Raw genomic sequence first — 19,331 nt, 5'->3', positions numbered from 1 at the left:
GAAAAATTTTATGATGATTTTTATCGGAGCAGATTATGCTGCTTTAGGACTTTCGCCTGAGGAACTTCAAACCAGAATGGGAAAATGGTTTGCTTGGGGAAACAAAATGGAACAGGCAGGAATCCTTAGAGGAGGAGAAGCTTTAACACCACAAGTAAGACGAATTGTTGGAGAAAACAGAACAGTTTCTGATTTAGCTTCTGCTGAGATTAAAGAAATTGTTGGAGGATATTATACTGTTGAGGCAAAAGATTTTGATGCTGTACAAGCTATTGCTCAGGATTTTCCTGATTATGATTTAGGCGGAACTGTAGAGATTCGTGAAATTATGGTATTTGATAGATAATGGATACTAAAAACATGGACCATCTTTTTCGCCATCACAGTGGAAAGATGGTCTCTGTTTTAACGCGTATTTTCGGATTAAAACATCTTGATATTATTGAAGATGCCGTTCAAGACACTTTTATAAAAGCCAGTATCAGCTGGAGAAAAGAACAGCCTCAAAATCCTGAAGCTTGGCTCACACAAGCAGCTAAGAATAGAGTCATTGATATTTTTAGAAAACTAAAGTCCCAACGAAATCACTTGCCAAGTCTTTCATTAGGAACAGATACAATTGCAATTAATGAATTGTTTTTGGATACCGAAATTGAAGATGCTCAGCTTCGTATGATTTTCACTGCATGTCATCCAAAACTTGACCCAAGAGATCGCATTTCATTTGCTCTAAAAACAGTTTCCGGATTTAGTATAAAAGAAATAGCTTCAGCATTATTAACCAAGGAAGACACAATTAAAAAGCGTTTATCTAGAGCACGAAAAGCAATTCAAAAAAACGATTTAAAATTTAGTATTCCTAACGGAAAGCTGTTACACAACCGTTTAGAGAGTGTTATGGAAGTGCTCTATCTTATTTTTAATGAAGGTTTTCATTCCAATACTAAAACTCAATTAATTCGTTCAGATTTATGTGGAGAAGCCATGCGTTTATGCCAGTTATTACTAAGGCGTGTCGCAATTCGAACTCCAGAAGTGTATGCTTTGTTTGCCTTGATGTGTTTTCACTCAGCTAGGCTAGAAGCAAAGATTAATTCTGATAATGAATTATTAGATTTAAAGAATCAGGATCGAAGTTTATGGCATTTCCCCTTAATTCAATTAGGAAATACAATGATGAATAAAGCTGTTGAGATTGATAGTTTATCATGTTATCATTATGAAGCTGCTATTGCTGCCGAACATTTAAGAGCAAAAACTTTTGAAGACACAAACTGGAAGAAACTATTATATTGGTACGAACAACTTAATCATTTGCAACCAATGCCAATACATCAACTAACAATGGCTGTTATTTCAATGCAAAATAATGAGTATTCAAAAGCACATGCTTTTTTTAATCTTCTCAAACCAAACGATTTTGAACAAAGAGCTTATTTGTTTTATGCCGCAAAAGCTGATTATTTTTTTGAAACAGATAATTTTAATAATGCACTCATATATATTGATAAAGCTCTAAAAACGGTCACTAATACTTTAGAAAAAAACTACCTTGAGAAAAAGAAATCAAATTGGTTGAGTTAAATAAATTTCATACAATAAGTGGTTGATTTATAGTTTGTTTGTAACAAAAAGAGGCGTTTTACGACGAATAAATTAAACAAGTCTAATTAAAAGAAAAAATATGATTCATAAAGGAGCAATTGTACTAGGAGTATTAATTGGAGCAGCAGCTGGAGTTTTACTAGCGCCAGAAAAAGGAAGTGCGACTAGAAGTCAACTAAAGAAAGAAGGGAAGGACATAAAAAACCAGTTGTCGAGTGATTTGATAGAAGTTAAAGACGATTTATCAAAAGTAGCTAGTTCTGGTAAAGAAACTCTAAAACAAGAAATTAAAGATATGGCCTCTAAAACAAGTTATAAAACGGAACAAGCCATTACATTTTTAGAAAAGCAGTTAGCTATTTTAAAAGAAAAAAATAAAACACTTCAGCAAACAAGCTAAACTGTTTTAAAAATAGAAGTTTTAATTGCTGGCCATTCGTCTTTTAAAATTCCATAACAACAGGTACTACGTCTAAATCCATCATTCATTAAGGTGTCTTTTATTAAGATGCCTTCTAATGAAGCACCCAATTTTTCAACAGCTTTTCTTGATTTTTGGTTGCGTTCATCTATTCTAAATTCTACCTTTTCAAATTCAAGAGTTTCAAAAGCATAACTAAGCATTACATCTTTCATGTGTTTGTTTAATCCTGTACCTTGAAACTCATGACCAATCCAAGTCCATCCAATATGCAAAACTTTATTTTTCCAATTTATTAAACCAAACCTAGAACTTCCTGCATATTGTTGTTTTACTTTGTCATAAATTATAAATGGCATGACAGTTTTATTCTGAATGCCTTCAAGTGCAACTTCGACATAGTTTCTAAGTTTTTCTGAAGTTGTAATATCACTTGGTGAATAATAAATCAATTTATCTTCTTGAGCAATTGTAATCAAATGGTGGTAATTATCAAGTGATAAAGGTGATAATCTAACGCGTTCGTTTTCTAAGGTTGGCATATTCATTCATATATTTTTTGTTATTCCATGAAAGTGGAATCTCTATTTTAAACCAATTTATTTATCAATTCTAGATTAACAACATGTTTGCCATCAAACGGTAGAATATTCAAATTATTGCCAAATAATGATGTCGCTCTTTCAGTTTCATAAGCAATACGTTCATCATTTAAATATTCATCTTGAGTACCATAAATAAGTGTCGTTTTAGTGTTTAAAAATTCAAAATCATGAGGCACTAATTCTTTAGGAATACCTCCAGAATGCAATACAAGTTGGCTACATTGTAATTTCCGTTTCACAAGATATCGCATGGCCACACTTACACCTTGAGAATAGCCAAATACAATCAATTTTTTATCTTTAGGAATGGACTCCTTTTCAAATATAGCATCAAAATAGGTCATGACATTTTCCGTTTCTACAAACGTATTTTCCTTTGTTAACCAACTTGCACCAACATGTCTAAATTTTGGAGCTTGGTAATATTTACTTTGTGCTTGAGGTGCTATTATATAATTATCATCTGGATCAAGTCCTTTAAAATACTGAATAAAATAACGACTCAAATACCCCATACCATGACAAACAAACCATACATTTTTTGTGTTTTTGGTGAGTTCATTTAACGTAGAATAACTGTTGTTAATGCTGTAATAAATTTCTTTTTCAGTAGAATTCATTTTGTACTTTTGTTATCGACTTTAAAAATACAGTAATTCTATGCAATTATCTAAAGAAGATATATTGGCCCAAGCCAAATTGGTAAGTAAAAATACTTTAATGGAAACACTTTCTATTGAAATGATAGATTATGGTGAAGATTTCTTGGTCGCTCGTATGCCAGTCACACCAAGAGTTCATCAGCCAGATGGTGTTTTACATGGAGGAGCTACAGCTGCTTTAGCTGAAAGCGTTGGTAGTTTTGCTGCTCATATTTTTATAGATATAGAACAATTTTTTGTTCGTGGAATTGAAATTACTGCGAATCATTTAAAAAGTGTAAAAGAGGGTTTTATTTATGCTAAAGCAACATTTATTCACAAAGGAAGAACAACACAATTGTTAGATATTAGGATAACAGATGAACATGATAATTTGGTGTCTGTTTGTAAATTAACGACCATTGCACTCCCAAAACAGAAATAATAAATGTTTCTAGAAGATTTCTTTTCACATATTAAAAATCAGTACACTAATAATTTACCTTTTGTAGCCTATAGAAAACCTAACGATTCAAGAGTTAAAGCTATGCTTCAGAATACTGATGCCTTATACTCAACTCAAGGTTTTGAGGACAAAGGGTTTGTATTTGCACCTTTTGAGGATTCAAGTCAAACGGTTTTAATTCCTTTAGAACATTCTGAAACTAAATGCTGTGATTTTAATAGTTTATTATTGAATAATTCATCACAAAATCAAATAAAAACTGATGAGACAGACAAACGCACACATGTCAATTTAGTACAAAAAGGAATCGAATCTATAGGAATGAAGCACTTGCAAAAAGTTGTGCTATCAAGATGTGAAGCTATTCCTTTTTCTGAAAATCAATTCCTTTCAGCTTTTAAAAAATTACTACAAAACTATCCAAATGCCTTTGTGTATTGTTGGTATCATCCAAAAGTTGGATTATGGTTGGGTGCAACTCCTGAAACATTAATTCACATGTCAGGAAATCGTTTTAAAACAATGGCTTTAGCAGGAACACAATCTTATAAGGATTCTTTAGAGGTGACTTGGAATACGAAAGAAAAAGATGAGCAACAATTTGTTACAGATTATATAGAATCTTGCTTAAAACCTTATGTGAATCATTTGTCTGTTACCGAAGCTAAAACTGTAAAAGCTGGTCATATTTTGCATTTGCAATCTAATGTTAGTGGAGTTTTGAATGCTAGTTTACACACCATTTTAAAAAAATTGCATCCAACTCCTGCGGTTTGTGGATTACCAGTAAACGAAGCCAAAGCGTTTATTCTAGAGAATGAATCTTATAATCGTGAATATTATACAGGATTTTTAGGTGAGTTAAATGTAATGGAAACAACCTCTAGAAACACAAACAGGCGAAATGTTGAGAATAATGCTTACCATTCTGTTAAAACAGTGACTAACTTATTCGTCAACCTACGTTGCATGCAAATTAAAAATAATCAAGCGCTTATTTATGTTGGAGGCGGAATTACTAAAGATTCTATTCCAGAACATGAATGGGATGAAACCGTTTCAAAAGCCGAAACCATGAAGCAGGTTTTGATGTCTTAAGCAAGCTATTTTTTTCTTAATTTTGTCGTTATGGTTTACTCAAAAATTCCTTTGGCACAAACTGTTGTTCAGTTATGCAAACTCAAAAATATTAAGCATATTGTTATTTCTCCTGGAAGCAGAAATGCACCTTTAACGATTGGCTTTACTAATGATGATTATTTTTCATGTTATAGCATTGTAGATGAGCGCTGTGCTGCTTTTTTTGCATTAGGAATGGCGCAACAAACTAAAGAAACAGTTGCTGTAGTTTGTACTTCTGGAAGTGCTTTGCTCAATTATTATCCTGCAATTGCTGAAGCATTTTATAGCGATATTCCTTTAGTTGTATTGTCTGCAGATCGACCAAAACACTTGATTAATATTGGTGATGGACAAACAATTAATCAGAAAAATGTTTTTGAAAATCATATTTTATATGCTGCGAATTTAAAGTTAGATCTTAAAGACGAAAGTAACCTACCTAAAAAAGACGAATTACCTATTTTCAAAAATTTAGAAAACAAATTAGAACGTATATTAGGTTTGCAACAAGGCATTCAATCGTTTAATGAAACTGAAATTAATACAGCTTTGAATTTAGCCAAGCTAAAAAAAGGACCAGTTCATATTAATATTCCTTTTGACGAGCCTCTTTATGGACTTACTGAGACCTTAACAGTGAAACCAAAAATTGATTTATTAGAGCGTATTGTTTCTAAAATTGATGAATCTGAATTAGATGATTGTGTTGATGAATGGTTTGTAGCTAAACGGAAACTAATTTTAGTTGGTGTTTTAGAACCCAATTCAATTGAACAAAAACTATTAGAAGAACTCGCAGATGATGATGGCGTTTTGGTCTTTACAGAAACAACGTCTAATTTACATCATCCTAATTTTTTTCCGAGTATCGATAAAATGATTGCGCCTTTATCTGAAGCGGAAATAAAAACACTTCAACCAGATATTTTAGTCACATTTGGAGGCATGATTGTGTCTAAAAAAATTAAAGCTTTTTTACGAACTCATAAACCAAAACAGCATTGGCATATTGATGAGAAGAGAGCCAATGACACATTTTTCTGTCTAACAAAACATCTTGAAGTTACTCCAAATCAATTTTTTTCTGAGTTTTTGTCAAAAATAACTCATGTAGCAAAAAGCCCATATTTTGATAGTTGGACTTTAGTTAAAAAGCACAGACGTAAAAAACATATGGAATACATGAAAGAGATTCCATTTTCAGATTTTAAAGTGTTTAACGACTTACTTAAAGCGATTCCTAATAAAACCATACTTCAGCTTGGTAATAGTTCTGCCATACGATACACTCAACTATTCAAATTAAATTCGTCATTAGAAGTATTTTGTAATCGAGGAACTAGTGGCATAGATGGCAGTACATCTACAGCAATTGGTTGTGCAGTTGCTGCAAATAAACAAACTACGTTTATTACAGGAGACTTAAGTTTCTTTTATGATAGCAATGCATTATGGAATAATTACATTCCGAATACCTTCAGAATAATAGTCATTAATAATCAAGGAGGCGGTATTTTCAGGATTTTGCCTGGACATAAAAACACAGATAATTTTGATCACTATTTTGAAACAACACATCAATTAACAGCAAAGCATTTATGCAAAATGTACGATTTTGAATACAGCAAAGCTTCTAATGAAGCAGAGTTAACAATTTGCCTTAATGAATTCTATAAATCTTCAAATTCGCCAAAACTACTTGAAGTGTTTACACCTAGAACTGAAAATGATAATATTCTTTTAGACTATTTCAATTATATTAAATAAATGTTATTTGTGACATTTCCATAATTTATGTGTCTTAAAATTGACTATCTTTAAGGTAGCTTTTTAAAACACAAAAAATTATAACATGAGTAAAAGAGACGAATTAATCGTAAAGTATGCTGCAGACTTAAAAGATAAATGTGGCGTAAATCCTGATATGGATTTATTAACTAAAGTAACTATAGGTTGTGGACCATCAATATATAATGCTGATTCTGCTACAGTTTCAGGATCTGATGATTCAGAACTTGCTACAGTAAAAAACAACTTCTTAATCAAGAAACTTGGTTTAAATGATAGTGCAGATTTAGACAAAGGGATTGCTTCTGTTATGGAAATTTACGGGAAGTCTAATAGAAACAAATACAGAGCTGTAGTTTATTATTTATTGACTAAACACTTTAAAAAAGAGTCTGCATATTAATTGCTAACTTTTATAAGTATAAAAAGCGTTGTGATTCACTTAGAATTCTAACGCTTTTTTTAGTTCTAATATGTAATATCTGTATCTTTGTCACATGATAAAAGTTGGAGAATACAATACGCTAGAAATACTTCGAGAAAGTGAACAAGGATTATACCTTGCAGATGCCGATGGAAATGAAGTATTATTACCAAACAGATATGTTCCTGAAGAATTTAAAATCTGGGAACCTATAGAAGTTTTTGTATATCTAGACAATGAAGAAAGACCAGTTGCTGTAACCGATGAACCTTTTGTTACTGTTAATAATTTTGCGGTTTTACGTTGTAATCAAGTCACAGATCATGGCGCTTTTTTAGATTGGGGAATGGTTAAAGAATTATTTTGCCCCTTTAGAGAACAAGCATTTAAAATGAAAGCTGGAGGCTGGTACTTAATTTTTTGTTATTTAGATGAAGAATCAGGTCGATTAGTTGCTTCAAGCAAAACCAACAGCTTTTTAGATAATAAAGATCTTACTGTACAGCAATTTGATGAAGTAGATTTGATTGTTTCGCATCCTTCAGAACTTGGTATGAACGTTATCGTTAATAAACTTCATCAAGGATTGATTTTTAAAGATGATATTTACAAAGAACTAAGTGTTGGCGACAAACTAAAAGGTATTGTGAAAAAAGTACGTCATGATAACAAACTAGATATTAAATTAGGCCAGATTGGATATAGAAATATTGAACCTAATGCTGAAAAAATCCTACATATATTAGAAGATAGTGATGGCTTTTTGGCTTTAACAGATAAATCCAATCCAGATCAGATTAAAGATGAATTGGAAATGAGTAAAAAGAATTTCAAAAAAGCTATTGGATCACTTTATAGACAGCGATTAATTGAAATCAAGAACGATGGTATTTATCTCAATTAAACTTCCTCGTTAGTTTTTTTCATATTGTCTTTAATCCAATGAATAGCATCATCTAAATTATTGAAATTACGTCTATTAAACTTAAAAAAATGGTTTTCCATAACAAATATTTTGCTAGCAAAAGAAGTATAAGTTACAGTAGCATAAGCTTTTAAATTCTTGAATGTAGAATTGAATTGTGGTGCATCTGTAATTACTATTGAATAAGAGTTTTTTCTATTTGCAATAAAACCAAACTCTGAATCTCCAAAATGGGTTTCAATTAGGATTCTAACAGAATCAAAATTTTCAAAAGTAATATTTATACCTTCATTAAATTCAGCAATGAAAAAGTGCTTGAAAAAATACAATTCACCTAAGGCTACAGTTTCTTGATGAATAAGTTGATCATGGTATGGGGAATCAATAATCGACATAATTTATGTTATATAGGGATTACAAATATATCTCACTTAAGCAGTATATTCAAGATTAATTTTTCGTGAATTTCATTATTATTTACTTCTTATTATAAGCATGATATATATACAAATTGAACATCAATTTGTGAGAATTATTGAGCAGAAATAACCAGATAGAGCAAATTAATAAGAAATTTTTGATATTAAAATTAGTTCAAATAAGTGTTTAATTTGTTTATCACTCTTAAATAAACAGCATCTAATCCTTCATATAAATTGTCAAAACTAATACCATTAGATGAGCAAAAACTGCTTTCAATTATAGCATTCATTCGTCCTGCTTCATTATGACTTACAACACCATAAGCAACCATATTTGGAAAAATGGATTTTACTTCAGTTGTATCTAATAATGAAATAGAATAAGAATTAACTCGGTTTGCTATTAAGCCAAATGGTTTAGTAGTTCCGAAATAATTCATTAAATCATTGATTGTTTGTCTACCAGAATTTAAATCAACATGCAAGCCTTCGTAAAACTCAACCACTGCAATGTGATTAAAAAAGTGAAGCGTTCCTGCTTCAGATTGTTCTTGCTTTAAAATTTGTGAACCAACGTTTGAATCTACAATAGTCATATCCCTAAATATCTTTTTGTTTTACTAATTTTTAATGATACTTAAATCAGTACCAATACTTTAGACACAGATTTTATAAACTAGTCACATAAAAATTAAATATGAGAATGTTATACGTTTATATATCTTGTTTTGGGTGTTTTGTTCATGCATATTATATATAAAAGCAGTATTTTTGTGCTAAACAGATTACAATATGAATACTACAGAATGGGTTACAGTAAAAACCTATGAAGATATCACCTATAAAAAACGCAATGGAGTAGCCAGAATTGCATTTAATCGCCCAGATATTAGAAATGCTTTTAGACCAAAAACGACTAGTGAACTTTACGACGCGTTTTATGATGCAAATGAAGATGTAAATATTGGTGTTGTATTATTATCAGCTGAAGGTCCATCGACCAAAGATGGGATTTGGAGTTTTTGTTCTGGAGGCGATCAAAAAGCTAGAGGTCATCAAGGTTATGTTGGTGAAGATGGTTATCATCGTTTAAACATTCTTGAGGTTCAACGTTTAATTAGATTCATGCCAAAAGCAGTTATCGCTGTGGTACCTGGTTGGGCTGTTGGTGGAGGTCATAGCTTGCATGTGGTTTGTGATTTAACTTTAGCAAGTAAAGAACATGCCATTTTTAAGCAGACAGATGCAGATGTTACCAGTTTTGATGGTGGCTATGGTTCTGCGTATTTAGCTAAAATGGTCGGACAAAAGAGGGCTCGTGAGATCTTTTTCCTCGGAAGAAATTATTCAGCTCAAGAAGCTTACGATATGGGAATGGTTAATGCTGTAATTCCTCATAACGAATTAGAAGATACAGCTTATGAATGGGCTCAAGAAATATTAGCCAAATCACCTACATCAATTAAGATGCTAAAATTTGCAATGAATTTAACAGATGATGGCATGGTTGGCCAACAAGTATTTGCAGGTGAAGCTACACGTTTGGCATATATGACAGAGGAAGCTAAAGAAGGTCGTGATGCATTTTTAGAAAAGCGTAAGCCAAACTTCGATAAAAAATGGATTCCATAAATAGATCTCTATTGTATGTTTAAAAAAATTAAACCTTGGATTTCTGCATTTCGGTTGCGAACCTTACCCTTATCAGTTTCAGGAATTATTATAGGAGCTTGTTTAGCGGAACACAATGGCGCTTTTAATATCTATGTATTTATTATTGCTATTTTGCTAACGATTAGTTTACAAATTCTTTCTAATCTTGCAAATGATTATGGTGATGGTGTAAAAGGCACAGATAACGAAAATAGAGTAGGACCAGAACGCGCAATTCAAAGTGGAGCAATAAGTGAACATGAAATGATGCTTGGTATTAAGAACAATATCTTAATTGTTGTTGGTTTATCTGTCGCACTTATTTATACATCATTTGGAGTAAGTCATTTATTTTTATCACTATTATTCTTTTTACTTGCAGGTTTATCAATTTATGCTGCAATTACTTATACAGTTGGTGATTCGGCTTATGGTTATAGAGGTTTAGGAGATATTTTCGTTTTTATATTCTTTGGTTTTGTTAGTGTTGGTGGTAGTTATTTGTTATTTGTACAACATTTAGATCATCATATATTTTTACCTGCTATAGCACTTGGTTTATTAAGTGCTGGTGTTTTAAATCTCAATAATATGCGAGATATTGATTCCGATAAATCTTCTAATAAAATGACATTAGCCGTTAAATTAGGAAAAACAAGAGCAAAGCAATACCATTTGCTTTTAATCAGCTCTGCTATTATTGTGTCTGTTATTTTTGCTGTGCTTTACTTTTCTTCGTTTTATAATTTATTATTCTTTATAGCTTATGTTCCTTTAACAATTCATATCATAAAAATTAGTAAAGCTAAGGAACCTAATGATTACGATTCACAACTAAAAGTGCTGGCTTTAACTACTTTTTTGTTTTCAATACTTTTGGGTGTTGGATATATTTTATAAAAAATTTAACATAATTGTTTGGTTTTCAAATAATTAATCCTTATATTTAATATTGAAATTTTGTAGGTCGGCATTGTTTGCTATTATGTTGACAATAAAATTTGGGGCTTTAAAACTCAGACACATTATCTTTAATCTGTCTGAGTTTTTTCGTATTTTAGAATGCTATATAAATAGCCATCAAAAAACGTTTTCTCATGCAAATTACATTTTATGGACACGCAAGCTTAGGTATAAAAATTGCTGATATCAATATTCTTGTCGATCCGTTTATCTCTGCTAATCCAAAAGCTTCTGAAATTAATATCGAACAACTTGAAGCCGATTTTATTTTAGTAACTCATGCACATCAAGATCATATTTTAGATGTAGAAGCCATAGCAAAGCGAACAAGCGCTGTCATAGTATCCAATTTTGAAATAGCTACGTATTTTGATAAATTAGGTTTAGAAAACCATCCAATGAATCATGGTGGTCAATGGGAATTTGAATTCGGAACCGTAAAATATGTGAATGCTATTCATACATCTTCATTTCCTGATGGTAGTTATGGTGGACAACCAGGAGGTTTCGTAATTGAAGGCGAACACAAAAATATTTACATTGCTGGAGATACAGCATTAACCATGGATATGAAATTAATTCCGTTGCATACTAAACTAGATTTAGCCATTTTACCAATTGGAGACAACTTTACAATGGGAATTGATGATGCAATCATAGCAAGTGATTTTGTAGCGTGTGATAAAGTCTTAGGCTATCATTTTGATACCTTTGGTTATATAGAAATTGACCATGAGACAGCTAAACGAAAATTCTTCGATAAGGATAAAGATTTGATGTTATTGGAGATTGGTGAGAGTATTGAGTTATAAAAAAATATTTTAATATGTCTTTTTATTAATGGAATTGTTACCTATGAAAAATTATGGCAATAGATAAAGAGGAAATTCTAGTTATGGAAAGATTTATTCAAAATACAATGATGAGGAGTAATTTATACACAAATTTACATCTGAAGGAAGAAGCAATTATTGCTACTTCAGTATCTGATAGTATATGTCGCTCTTTTGGCGATTTTTATAATGAAAGGACTAAACTAACTTAGGCTATTTCTTTTCTAACCATTCTTCTCTCAAATCATTGCTAACCTTACCAGTACCATCATGTTTCCAACCAGGAGATTTAATCATATACAGCAATCTGTTTTTTAAAGATTTTCGTCCTAAAAATGCATCTTTAAACATGTTTAGCCATTCAATAAACGCAATTTTTATTGGATTATATGTATTGATGTTTGTAACCAATCCATATACTACTTTTTCTTCGTCTAACTCTGGTTGAAATGTTCCGAAGAATTTATCCCAAATAATTAAAATACCAGCATGATTTCTATCTAAGTACAACGGATTACTTCCATGATGTACACGATGATGAGAAGGTGTATTGAAAAAAGCTTCAAACCAACGAGGCAATTTGTTTATGGCCTCAGTATGAATCCAAAATTGGTATAATAAGCTAATAGACATCTGAAGCATAATCATTGCAGGATGAAATCCTAATAAAGGCAACCACAGCCAAAAAATAAACGAATAAAATCCACCAGACCAAGTCTGACGCAATGCAGTACTCAAGTTATAATGTTGAGACGAATGATGCACCACGTGAGAAGCCCAAAATAAACGACATTCATGAGACACACGATGAAACCAATAATATGCAAAATCATCTACAAAGAAAATTAAAACAAAACTCCACCATGTTACTGGAATTGTAAATAATCTGAAATTTTCATAGATATAAAAAAAAGAGAGCAGTACCAAAGCTTTACTAAAAAAACCTAAAAACACATTTCCTAAACCCATTGCTATTGAAGAAAAAGCATCTTTAGATTTGTATGATTTAATCCCTTGTTTTATGGTTACAATTAATTCTAATAACATAGCCAATATAAAAAAAGGGATGGCGTATAAAATGATATTTGGAAAATTTGGATCTTGCATTTAGGATAAATTACTAAACGAATTTACAAAAATATAATTCGTCCAATCGAATGAATATCATTCTATGTTTAAAAGAAAATCTCTATCGATATTATAGTTGAAATTGTACTACAGTTCTCAAGCTAATTTTCTTAAAAAAAAAGAAAATCACTCGAACTGACAAGCCTAAATATATTTGCTTAGTAATTTAAATTGTTATTATACTAGTTAACTTTAGAAGCCTTATTTTTGCAGAGCAATGACAGCTACATTTCAAAAATACATACTTCATTTTAAGCAAGCTAGTGGTACATCTCGTGGTATTCTAAAAACGAAGGAAACTTGGTTTATTATTTTAAAAGACAACACTAATATTGGTATTGGTGAGTGTGGTTTGTTTAAAGGACTTAGCATAGACGATTTACCTGATTATGAACAGAAGTTACAATGGACTTGCGATCATATTCATTTAGGTTTAGAGACATTACTAGAAGAGTTAATTGAATTTCCTAGCATCCAATTTGGTTTAGAGCAAGCGTTTTATTCTTTTAATAGTGAATCACCTTTTGAATTATTCCCGTCAGAATTTACAGCAGGACATGATGCCATTGATATTAATGGATTGATTTGGATGGGAAATGAAGATTTCATGAAAGACCAAATAAAAGAAAAACTTAGCACAGGTTTTAATTGTATTAAAATGAAAATTGGTGCTATCGATTTTGATACTGAGTTGGCACTTCTGAAATCAATTAGACAAGAGTTTTCTTCTAGTGATATTGAATTGAGAGTTGATGCAAATGGAGCTTTTTTACCTGAAAATGCACTAGAAAAACTAAATCGCTTATCTGATTACGATTTACATTCGATAGAACAACCAATACAGCAAGGGCAACTTGAATCGATGACAAGACTTTGTGAACAAACACCTTTACCAATCGCTTTAGATGAAGAATTAATTGGTGTGTTTTCTGTAACAAAAAGAAAAGAGTTACTACAAATGATTAATCCGCAATACATTATTTTAAAACCAAGTTTGGTAGGAGGATGGAGTGGAAGTCAGCAATGGATTGATCTAGCTGAAGACAATAGAATTGGATGGTGGATTACAAGTGCACTTGAAAGTAATGTTGGTTTAAATGCAATTGCACAATGGACATATACTCTTAAAAGTAAATTACCACAGGGTTTAGGCACTGGGAGTTTATTTACAAACAATGTTGAAAGTCCGTTACAAGTTAAAAATGGTACATTGCGACATGAAATTAATCAAGATTGGAATGTAACCAATCTAAATATATGAAATTGATAGTATGTTTATAACACAAGCATTTAAAGTAAAGCATGATTTTTGGAGATATATTATAGGGTCTTTAATGGTACTTATCGCTTCAATTATTGGACAGTTTCCATTATTAATTGCAATGGTTTGGAAATCATTACAAGATGGAGGTATTGGAGTTGAAAACATAACAGAAGAATCAATGTACACCATGTTTGATTCTAATGTATTTCTATTTTTAATGTTACTCTCTTTTGCTGCTGGATTTGTAGGTTTGTTTTTAGCTGTTAAATATTTGCATAAGCAAACAATGACCTCTATTGCGACTTCAAGACCTAAATTAGATTGGAAACGAATTTGGTTTGCCTTTATATTTTGGGGAACGCTTTCATCTGGATTAGTTTTGCTAGACTATTTTTATTTGGCTCCAGAAAACTATATGTATAATTTTGAATTAAAACGATTTGCTATACTCGTAGTCATTGCTGTAGCTCTGATTCCAATTCAAACGAGTTTAGAGGAATACATTTTTAGAGGGTATTTAATGCAAGGATTTGGTACTGTAACAAAACATCAACATTTTCCATTTGCTTTCATTGTTTCAACAGTATTAATTCCGTTAATAGTCATATTAAATGTTAACTATACGATTGATGCTCTATTGAATTTAGCATTGATTTTTGGTGCTTTTATATTCGTTCTTTTAGTGTTCCAAGTCTTAAAAAAAATCAACTTTTTTGAGTCTAAAACAAATGATAGTTTACGAAATGTATGTCAACGAAATTGGACACCAATACTTATTACGTCAGTTATTTTTGGTGGTCTACATCTCGCAAATCCTGAAGTTGGTAAATTAGGTTATTTTATCATGATATATTATATCGGAACAGGCTTGTTTTGGGGAATCATGACAGTTATGGATGAAGGTATGGAATTGGCTTTAGGTTTTCATGCAGCAAACAACTTATTTACAGCATTATTAGTGACTACAGACTGGACAGCAATGCAGACACATTCTATTTTGAAAGACATTGCAGAACCCGAATTAGGAATGATAGATTTGGTTGTTCCTGTATTTATTATGTATCCTGTATTACTTTTTATCTTTTCAAAAAAATACAAATGGACCAATTGGAAAGACAAGTTATTTGGTAAAATAGAAGAACCACCAAAAGAAGATTATAAAATTATTGAATAATAAAAAAAGCGACTATTAAAGTCGCTTTTTTTATTATACTTATTTTGCAAATTTTTATTCTGCTGCCTTAAATAAAATGGCCGCTTTATTAAAATCTGAAGCCGCATTAATTACTTCTCTAAATTCTTCATATTTGTTTAAATCAAATTCATGAGTTTTATAAAACTCTTCAATAGTAATTATAATCTTATTATTTTCTAGTTTGTAATTAGATTCAAATTTTGCAGTTTCTTTTCCATTACTTGCAATATATCTTTTATCAATAATTAAAGATTCTAAACCTTCAACTGCATATCCTTCAGGAATATTTACAATAATCTCATAGTTATAACGGTTAGGATAAATCATTTCAATTGGGTTGATGCGCTCTGTTTCTTGATACAACTCACTTTGTGTACCAATGACCAAGCCTATTTGAAAAATATAACTATCACCTACATCTTCTAATAGAACTTCAGAAGCGATTGTTGTTTTTACTTTAAAAGGAATGTTATATTCTAATTGATTCATATCTGTATTAAACGTCTCATAGCTAACAATCTCTTTATCTTCAATACCAGAACCTGTTAAATAATCTTTATATTCTGCAATACCTTGTTCTGTAGAAAGGCTTAAAACAGCTCGACTAGTTTCAGACCAATGGCCATAATAATCCTGATCTTGATCAATAGTTACACTTTCAAAATCATTTTTAAAAGTGATGTTCATATCTCTTCTAATTCTGCTATAATCAGGATCTTCTTGAATGATTTTTGAAAAATAATGTTTAAAATCTGAAGCAATAAATAAACCATAATTTCCTAAGATATTAAATGGAGCTTCGCCAATTCTTCCTTCAAAACGATCTGGTGCAATATACTTTCTTTCAGAAGGAATATAGATTAAGAAATCTTGAAGCATACCTGGAACAAAAAACTCTGGATCAAATTTGGTTAAAAAACGATTGGCTGTGATCACAATTTCAAATTCAACTTCTAAAGCGGTTAAATACTGTGCATAGACTTTTAAAATGCCATAATCACTAGCAGACCGATTTGTTAAAATGTAATTTAAATCGGATAGTTCTTGATTATTATTCTTAACAATGGTATAATTTGTTTTTATGAAAATATCTACAAGAGCTGCCTTCTTGAAATTATTAAGTTCTGTTTTACCCTCTACAATAGCATTCACATCATCTTTGGCTTGACTAGCAATAGTTTCAGGAAAAAACTGTCGACCTATATTATTAGAAACGTTAGTCCAAAACATATTTTGTGTGATGTTTTGACCTTCAGGAAAACATTGATAAACAACTGCAATATTATTGGCTTTAGGCGTTGCATATTCTTCTTCAATCATTGCAGGAATATCTGTTATGGTTAAAAGTTCTCCTTTATTTCCATCTATTTTAACAGCCTCAAAAGTTTCAAGTGTTCTATATGCTTTTACATTAGATTGCAGTTTTCCTGTAATGAATAAAAACTGAGCTTCCTTTATTTTATAATTTGCTTGAACCGTCTCAGAACCATAGATATCAAATTCTTTTTCAACAGTATACAGTACTTCGATTTCAGAGTTCATTTCAGCACCTTCAATCGCAAAAATTTTAAAATCTCCATATTCTTCAACATTACTAACTTCTTTTATATTGTCTTTATTGAGAAGTATAACTTTTCCCGTCGGACTAATAGTTCTAGCCTTGACATCTATAAGCTGTTTCACATTATGCATAGAAATATAAACCGTATTATGCTGAGAAATTCCATTATCGTCATTAACTCTAATTATGGTATGTTTGGTCTCATAAAGCTTAGGTTGCAATGAATTTTCTTCAGAATTATACTCTACAATAACCTTCTTCAAGATGGCCACTGAAGACTCCATTTTCTCATCATCAGTTAATTTATGTAGTTTTGGTTTTTTCTCCCAATCATAAGAAAGATGATATTGAGCAAAACCTGTTGTAGTGCTTATTAATAAAGCAATTAATGCAATTTTCTTAATCATTATATGTGTTCTAATATTATACTTTTTTTATAGGCTTTTAATAAACTTTTTATGAAGTGATTCCAGTTTTCAAAATCATCAGTTTTTACACTTAACGTTTTTATATACATAGATTTAGTTTGCGTTATGACATTTTCATGCATCTCATAACTAATTTTAAAACCGTAATTTGAATCTTCAAAAAAGATATCTTCTGGAATATAACTCGCTTTATAACCCTCTGGAATTTCAAAATTTGTTGTAAAATGTTTTTCAAATTGATAGTCTATTTTTTTGCTATACTTTCTGTCTTTAATTTCAACATTACTATTAGAAAGCGAACGATCAATATTTAAATTGATATAAATTTTATTTCCAATGTTTCTTGTGTAGCTATCAATATCTAAATCATATTCTAAAACTAGCGGAATGTCTTTATTATCAAAATTTGCTTTTGTTATATTGGTATATTTTGTTTTATTGTTTCCTAAAGCTAGTGTGGTGTTAAGATACTCTTCATCAGTTTTACTATCTTTTCTAAATGTATAATTAGAAATGAACTCTACTTTATCATAGCCAATTAGTGACCGTTTTTCAGAAACTTTTAGTGTGCCATTTTCCAATCGCATATTAGATGTGATATTAGTAACGCTTTTATTGGCATTTTGTATAGGAACCTTAATGATTTTAAAATTGTCTTTATTTATACCCATAAGTGCTTCTTTGTTTTGAATAAATGCAGTAGGCATTCCAAAAGGCACATAACTATTTGTTGCATCTAAGAAAATAGTATCATTTTCTATAATTGTGGTTGTAATGAAATGATCATCCACATAGACTGAAGGTAGATCGAAATAGGAGTACGGTTTATTTCTAGAACCAATCCAAGTTCTATAGGCTTCAACATCAACATGATTAAGCATTTCATATAGTAAAACAGACATGGCTTTACAATCTCCATAACGAGTTTCAAAGGTAGAACCTGCTCCAGCAGGAATAAATCCACCATAACCGTCTGAAAATGCGACGTATTTAATATTGTCTTGAACCCAATTAAAAATAGCTTTTGCTTTATCTCTTTTTGAGTCTATTCCCTTAGTAATCTCTTCTGCTATATCATAAACATTATCTAAGTTACTTTCATCTATTTTTTCTATCAAGCTAAAATAGAATTTGTACAAATTATCTAAAGTTCCTGAAACGCCTATTTTTTCATTTTTGTACTCATAGGTTTTAATATAAAATATAATATGAGGTAAATAATAAGCAATGGCTTCACTATCATCTTCGCCCTCAAAACCAGCTGTATTATTTGCAGTCCAAGTATATATGAAGCTTGAATCTGTTTCTTCTTTTTTAAATTCTAGATCTATTGTTTCCGTATTAAACTCTGTATAACCTAAGTCTACAGTTTTTGGAAATTCTATAGAAATTTTGGCGCTTTTTGTAGGAACATAACTTGCAAATTGAAAATCACCTAGAAAATGAGGTTCTACGATAACGCGTTCATAATTTAAATACGTTTCAGCACCTTCTTTAACTGCAGGAAAAATGAAACTTTTATATTTATCATCACTATAAAAAACCATATTATCAAATTGCTGTTGTGTTTCTATATAATCAACTTCAATCTTTTGGTCTGTTTCTGGAAGATAGGTATAGGCTTCTATGTTTCTAACTTGCACAAAATTATCATCATATGGAATAGTTTCATTAGCGTATAACAAGATTTTTGAAGTCAAAAACTGTGCTTGTTTTGTTATGTTTTGAACAATATCAAAGGTATCGTCTTTAAGACTTATTTTAATGTGTTCATGTCGCTTAAGAAAAATGTAATCTTCATCTGAAAAATCTTGTGACCAGCAAAAAATAGGCACAAGAAAGAAAAAGAAAAAATATTTAGGCATTGTTTAGGGTTTTAATTCAAAT

The 19,331-nt window shown here is 30.9% G+C and carries 21 protein-coding genes; 14 read left to right on the top strand and 7 right to left on the bottom strand.

Going from position 1 to position 19,331, the window contains the following annotated elements; genetic code table 11:
• Positions 1-10 precede the first annotated feature (10 nt).
• The 3 genes from MUN68_RS07605 to MUN68_RS07595 all read left to right on the top strand — a co-directional run bounded on the left by MUN68_RS07605 (position 11) and on the right by MUN68_RS07595 (position 2,005).
• Positions 11-346, top strand: a complete 336-nt coding sequence (locus tag MUN68_RS07605; protein WP_249994665.1) for a YciI family protein — start codon at positions 11-13, stop codon at positions 344-346.
• 14 nt (positions 347-360) lie between these two features.
• Positions 361-1,584: an RNA polymerase sigma factor gene (locus MUN68_RS07600; RefSeq protein ID WP_249994663.1), complete on the top strand. Its 1,224-nt coding sequence runs from the start codon at positions 361-363 to the stop codon at positions 1,582-1,584.
• Positions 1,585-1,684: 100 nt separating this feature from the next.
• A complete protein-coding gene (locus MUN68_RS07595) occupies positions 1,685-2,005 on the top strand; it encodes a YtxH domain-containing protein (protein ID WP_249994661.1) in 321 nt (106 codons plus the stop codon).
• Here MUN68_RS07595 and MUN68_RS07590 read toward each other — a convergent pair.
• On the bottom strand, positions 2,002-2,574 hold the full coding sequence (locus MUN68_RS07590; RefSeq protein WP_249994657.1) for a GNAT family N-acetyltransferase: 573 nt from the start codon (positions 2,572-2,574) through the stop codon (positions 2,002-2,004). The genes MUN68_RS07595 and MUN68_RS07590 overlap by 4 nt on opposite strands.
• A 41-nt stretch (positions 2,575-2,615) precedes the next feature.
• Positions 2,616-3,251, bottom strand: a complete 636-nt coding sequence (locus MUN68_RS07585; protein WP_249994655.1) for an alpha/beta hydrolase — start codon at positions 3,249-3,251, stop codon at positions 2,616-2,618.
• A 40-nt stretch (positions 3,252-3,291) separates the two neighbouring features.
• Between MUN68_RS07585 and MUN68_RS07580 the strand changes: the two genes are divergently transcribed.
• The 5 genes from MUN68_RS07580 (at position 3,292) to MUN68_RS07560 (ending at position 7,976) form a co-directional block, all read left to right on the top strand.
• A complete protein-coding gene (locus MUN68_RS07580) occupies positions 3,292-3,717 on the top strand; it encodes a PaaI family thioesterase (protein WP_249994653.1) in 426 nt (141 codons plus the stop codon).
• Positions 3,718-3,720: 3 nt separating this feature from the next.
• Entirely contained in the window at positions 3,721-4,836 is a 1,116-nt protein-coding gene (locus MUN68_RS07575; RefSeq protein WP_249994651.1) for a chorismate-binding protein, read from the top strand.
• 30 nt (positions 4,837-4,866) lie between these two features.
• Positions 4,867-6,627, top strand: coding sequence for a 2-succinyl-5-enolpyruvyl-6-hydroxy-3-cyclohexene-1-carboxylate synthase (gene menD, locus MUN68_RS07570; RefSeq protein WP_249994648.1), 1,761 nt, complete (start codon positions 4,867-4,869; stop codon positions 6,625-6,627).
• 85 nt (positions 6,628-6,712) lie between these two features.
• Positions 6,713-7,051, top strand: coding sequence for a DUF2853 family protein (locus MUN68_RS07565; RefSeq protein ID WP_249994645.1), 339 nt, complete (start codon positions 6,713-6,715; stop codon positions 7,049-7,051).
• Positions 7,052-7,145: 94 nt separating this feature from the next.
• Positions 7,146-7,976, top strand: coding sequence for a CvfB family protein (locus MUN68_RS07560; protein ID WP_249994643.1), 831 nt, complete (start codon positions 7,146-7,148; stop codon positions 7,974-7,976).
• Here the strand turns inward: MUN68_RS07560 and MUN68_RS07555 are convergent.
• Both MUN68_RS07555 and MUN68_RS07550 read right to left on the bottom strand, forming a co-directional pair.
• Positions 7,973-8,392, bottom strand: a complete 420-nt coding sequence (locus MUN68_RS07555; protein WP_249994640.1) for a hypothetical protein — start codon at positions 8,390-8,392, stop codon at positions 7,973-7,975. The two genes, MUN68_RS07560 and MUN68_RS07555, sit on opposite strands and share 4 nt — an antisense overlap.
• A gap of 194 nt (positions 8,393-8,586) precedes the next feature.
• A complete protein-coding gene (locus tag MUN68_RS07550) occupies positions 8,587-9,015 on the bottom strand; it encodes a hypothetical protein (protein WP_249994638.1) in 429 nt (142 codons plus the stop codon).
• A 196-nt stretch (positions 9,016-9,211) separates the two neighbouring features.
• Between MUN68_RS07550 and MUN68_RS07545 the strand changes: the two genes are divergently transcribed.
• The 4 genes from MUN68_RS07545 to MUN68_RS07530 all read left to right on the top strand — a co-directional run bounded on the left by MUN68_RS07545 (position 9,212) and on the right by MUN68_RS07530 (position 12,080).
• On the top strand, positions 9,212-10,051 hold the full coding sequence (locus tag MUN68_RS07545; protein WP_249994636.1) for a 1,4-dihydroxy-2-naphthoyl-CoA synthase: 840 nt from the start codon (positions 9,212-9,214) through the stop codon (positions 10,049-10,051).
• 15 nt (positions 10,052-10,066) lie between these two features.
• Complete coding sequence (menA, locus tag MUN68_RS07540) at positions 10,067-10,972, top strand: 1,4-dihydroxy-2-naphthoate octaprenyltransferase (protein ID WP_249994633.1); 906 nt, start codon at positions 10,067-10,069, stop codon at positions 10,970-10,972.
• A 197-nt stretch (positions 10,973-11,169) separates the two neighbouring features.
• The gene (locus MUN68_RS07535) at positions 11,170-11,847 is read left to right on the top strand and encodes a metal-dependent hydrolase (RefSeq protein WP_249994631.1); all 678 of its coding nucleotides are present in this window, start codon (positions 11,170-11,172) and stop codon (positions 11,845-11,847) included.
• An 83-nt stretch (positions 11,848-11,930) separates the two neighbouring features.
• A complete protein-coding gene (locus tag MUN68_RS07530; protein ID WP_249994628.1) occupies positions 11,931-12,080 on the top strand; it encodes a hypothetical protein in 150 nt (49 codons plus the stop codon).
• A 1-nt stretch (position 12,081) separates the two neighbouring features.
• Here the strand turns inward: MUN68_RS07530 and MUN68_RS07525 are convergent, their stop codons facing one another.
• On the bottom strand, positions 12,082-12,975 hold the full coding sequence (locus MUN68_RS07525) for a sterol desaturase family protein (protein ID WP_249994624.1): 894 nt from the start codon (positions 12,973-12,975) through the stop codon (positions 12,082-12,084).
• Between the two features lie 238 nt (positions 12,976-13,213).
• Between MUN68_RS07525 and MUN68_RS07520 the strand changes: the two genes are divergently transcribed.
• Entirely contained in the window at positions 13,214-14,257 is a 1,044-nt protein-coding gene (locus MUN68_RS07520; protein WP_249994621.1) for an o-succinylbenzoate synthase, read from the top strand.
• 10 nt (positions 14,258-14,267) lie between these two features.
• Positions 14,268-15,434, top strand: coding sequence for a CPBP family glutamic-type intramembrane protease (locus MUN68_RS07515; RefSeq protein WP_249994618.1), 1,167 nt, complete (start codon positions 14,268-14,270; stop codon positions 15,432-15,434).
• A 54-nt stretch (positions 15,435-15,488) separates the two neighbouring features.
• Here MUN68_RS07515 and MUN68_RS07510 read toward each other — a convergent pair whose 3' ends face one another.
• The gene (locus MUN68_RS07510; protein ID WP_249994582.1) at positions 15,489-17,423 is read right to left on the bottom strand and encodes a DUF3857 domain-containing protein; all 1,935 of its coding nucleotides are present in this window, start codon (positions 17,421-17,423) and stop codon (positions 15,489-15,491) included.
• Positions 17,423-19,309 (bottom strand): DUF3857 domain-containing protein, encoded by a 1,887-nt coding sequence (locus tag MUN68_RS07505; protein WP_249994579.1) that lies wholly within the window; start codon positions 19,307-19,309, stop codon positions 17,423-17,425. The genes MUN68_RS07510 and MUN68_RS07505 overlap by 1 nt, the downstream gene beginning before the upstream one ends.
• Between the last annotated feature and the right edge of the window lie 22 nt (positions 19,310-19,331).

The sequence above is a fragment of the Psychroserpens ponticola genome (genome assembly GCF_023556315.2).
Taxonomy (GTDB): Bacteria; Bacteroidota; Bacteroidia; order Flavobacteriales; family Flavobacteriaceae; genus Psychroserpens; species Psychroserpens ponticola.
This window is presented reverse-complemented; position numbering and strand designations above follow the sequence as displayed.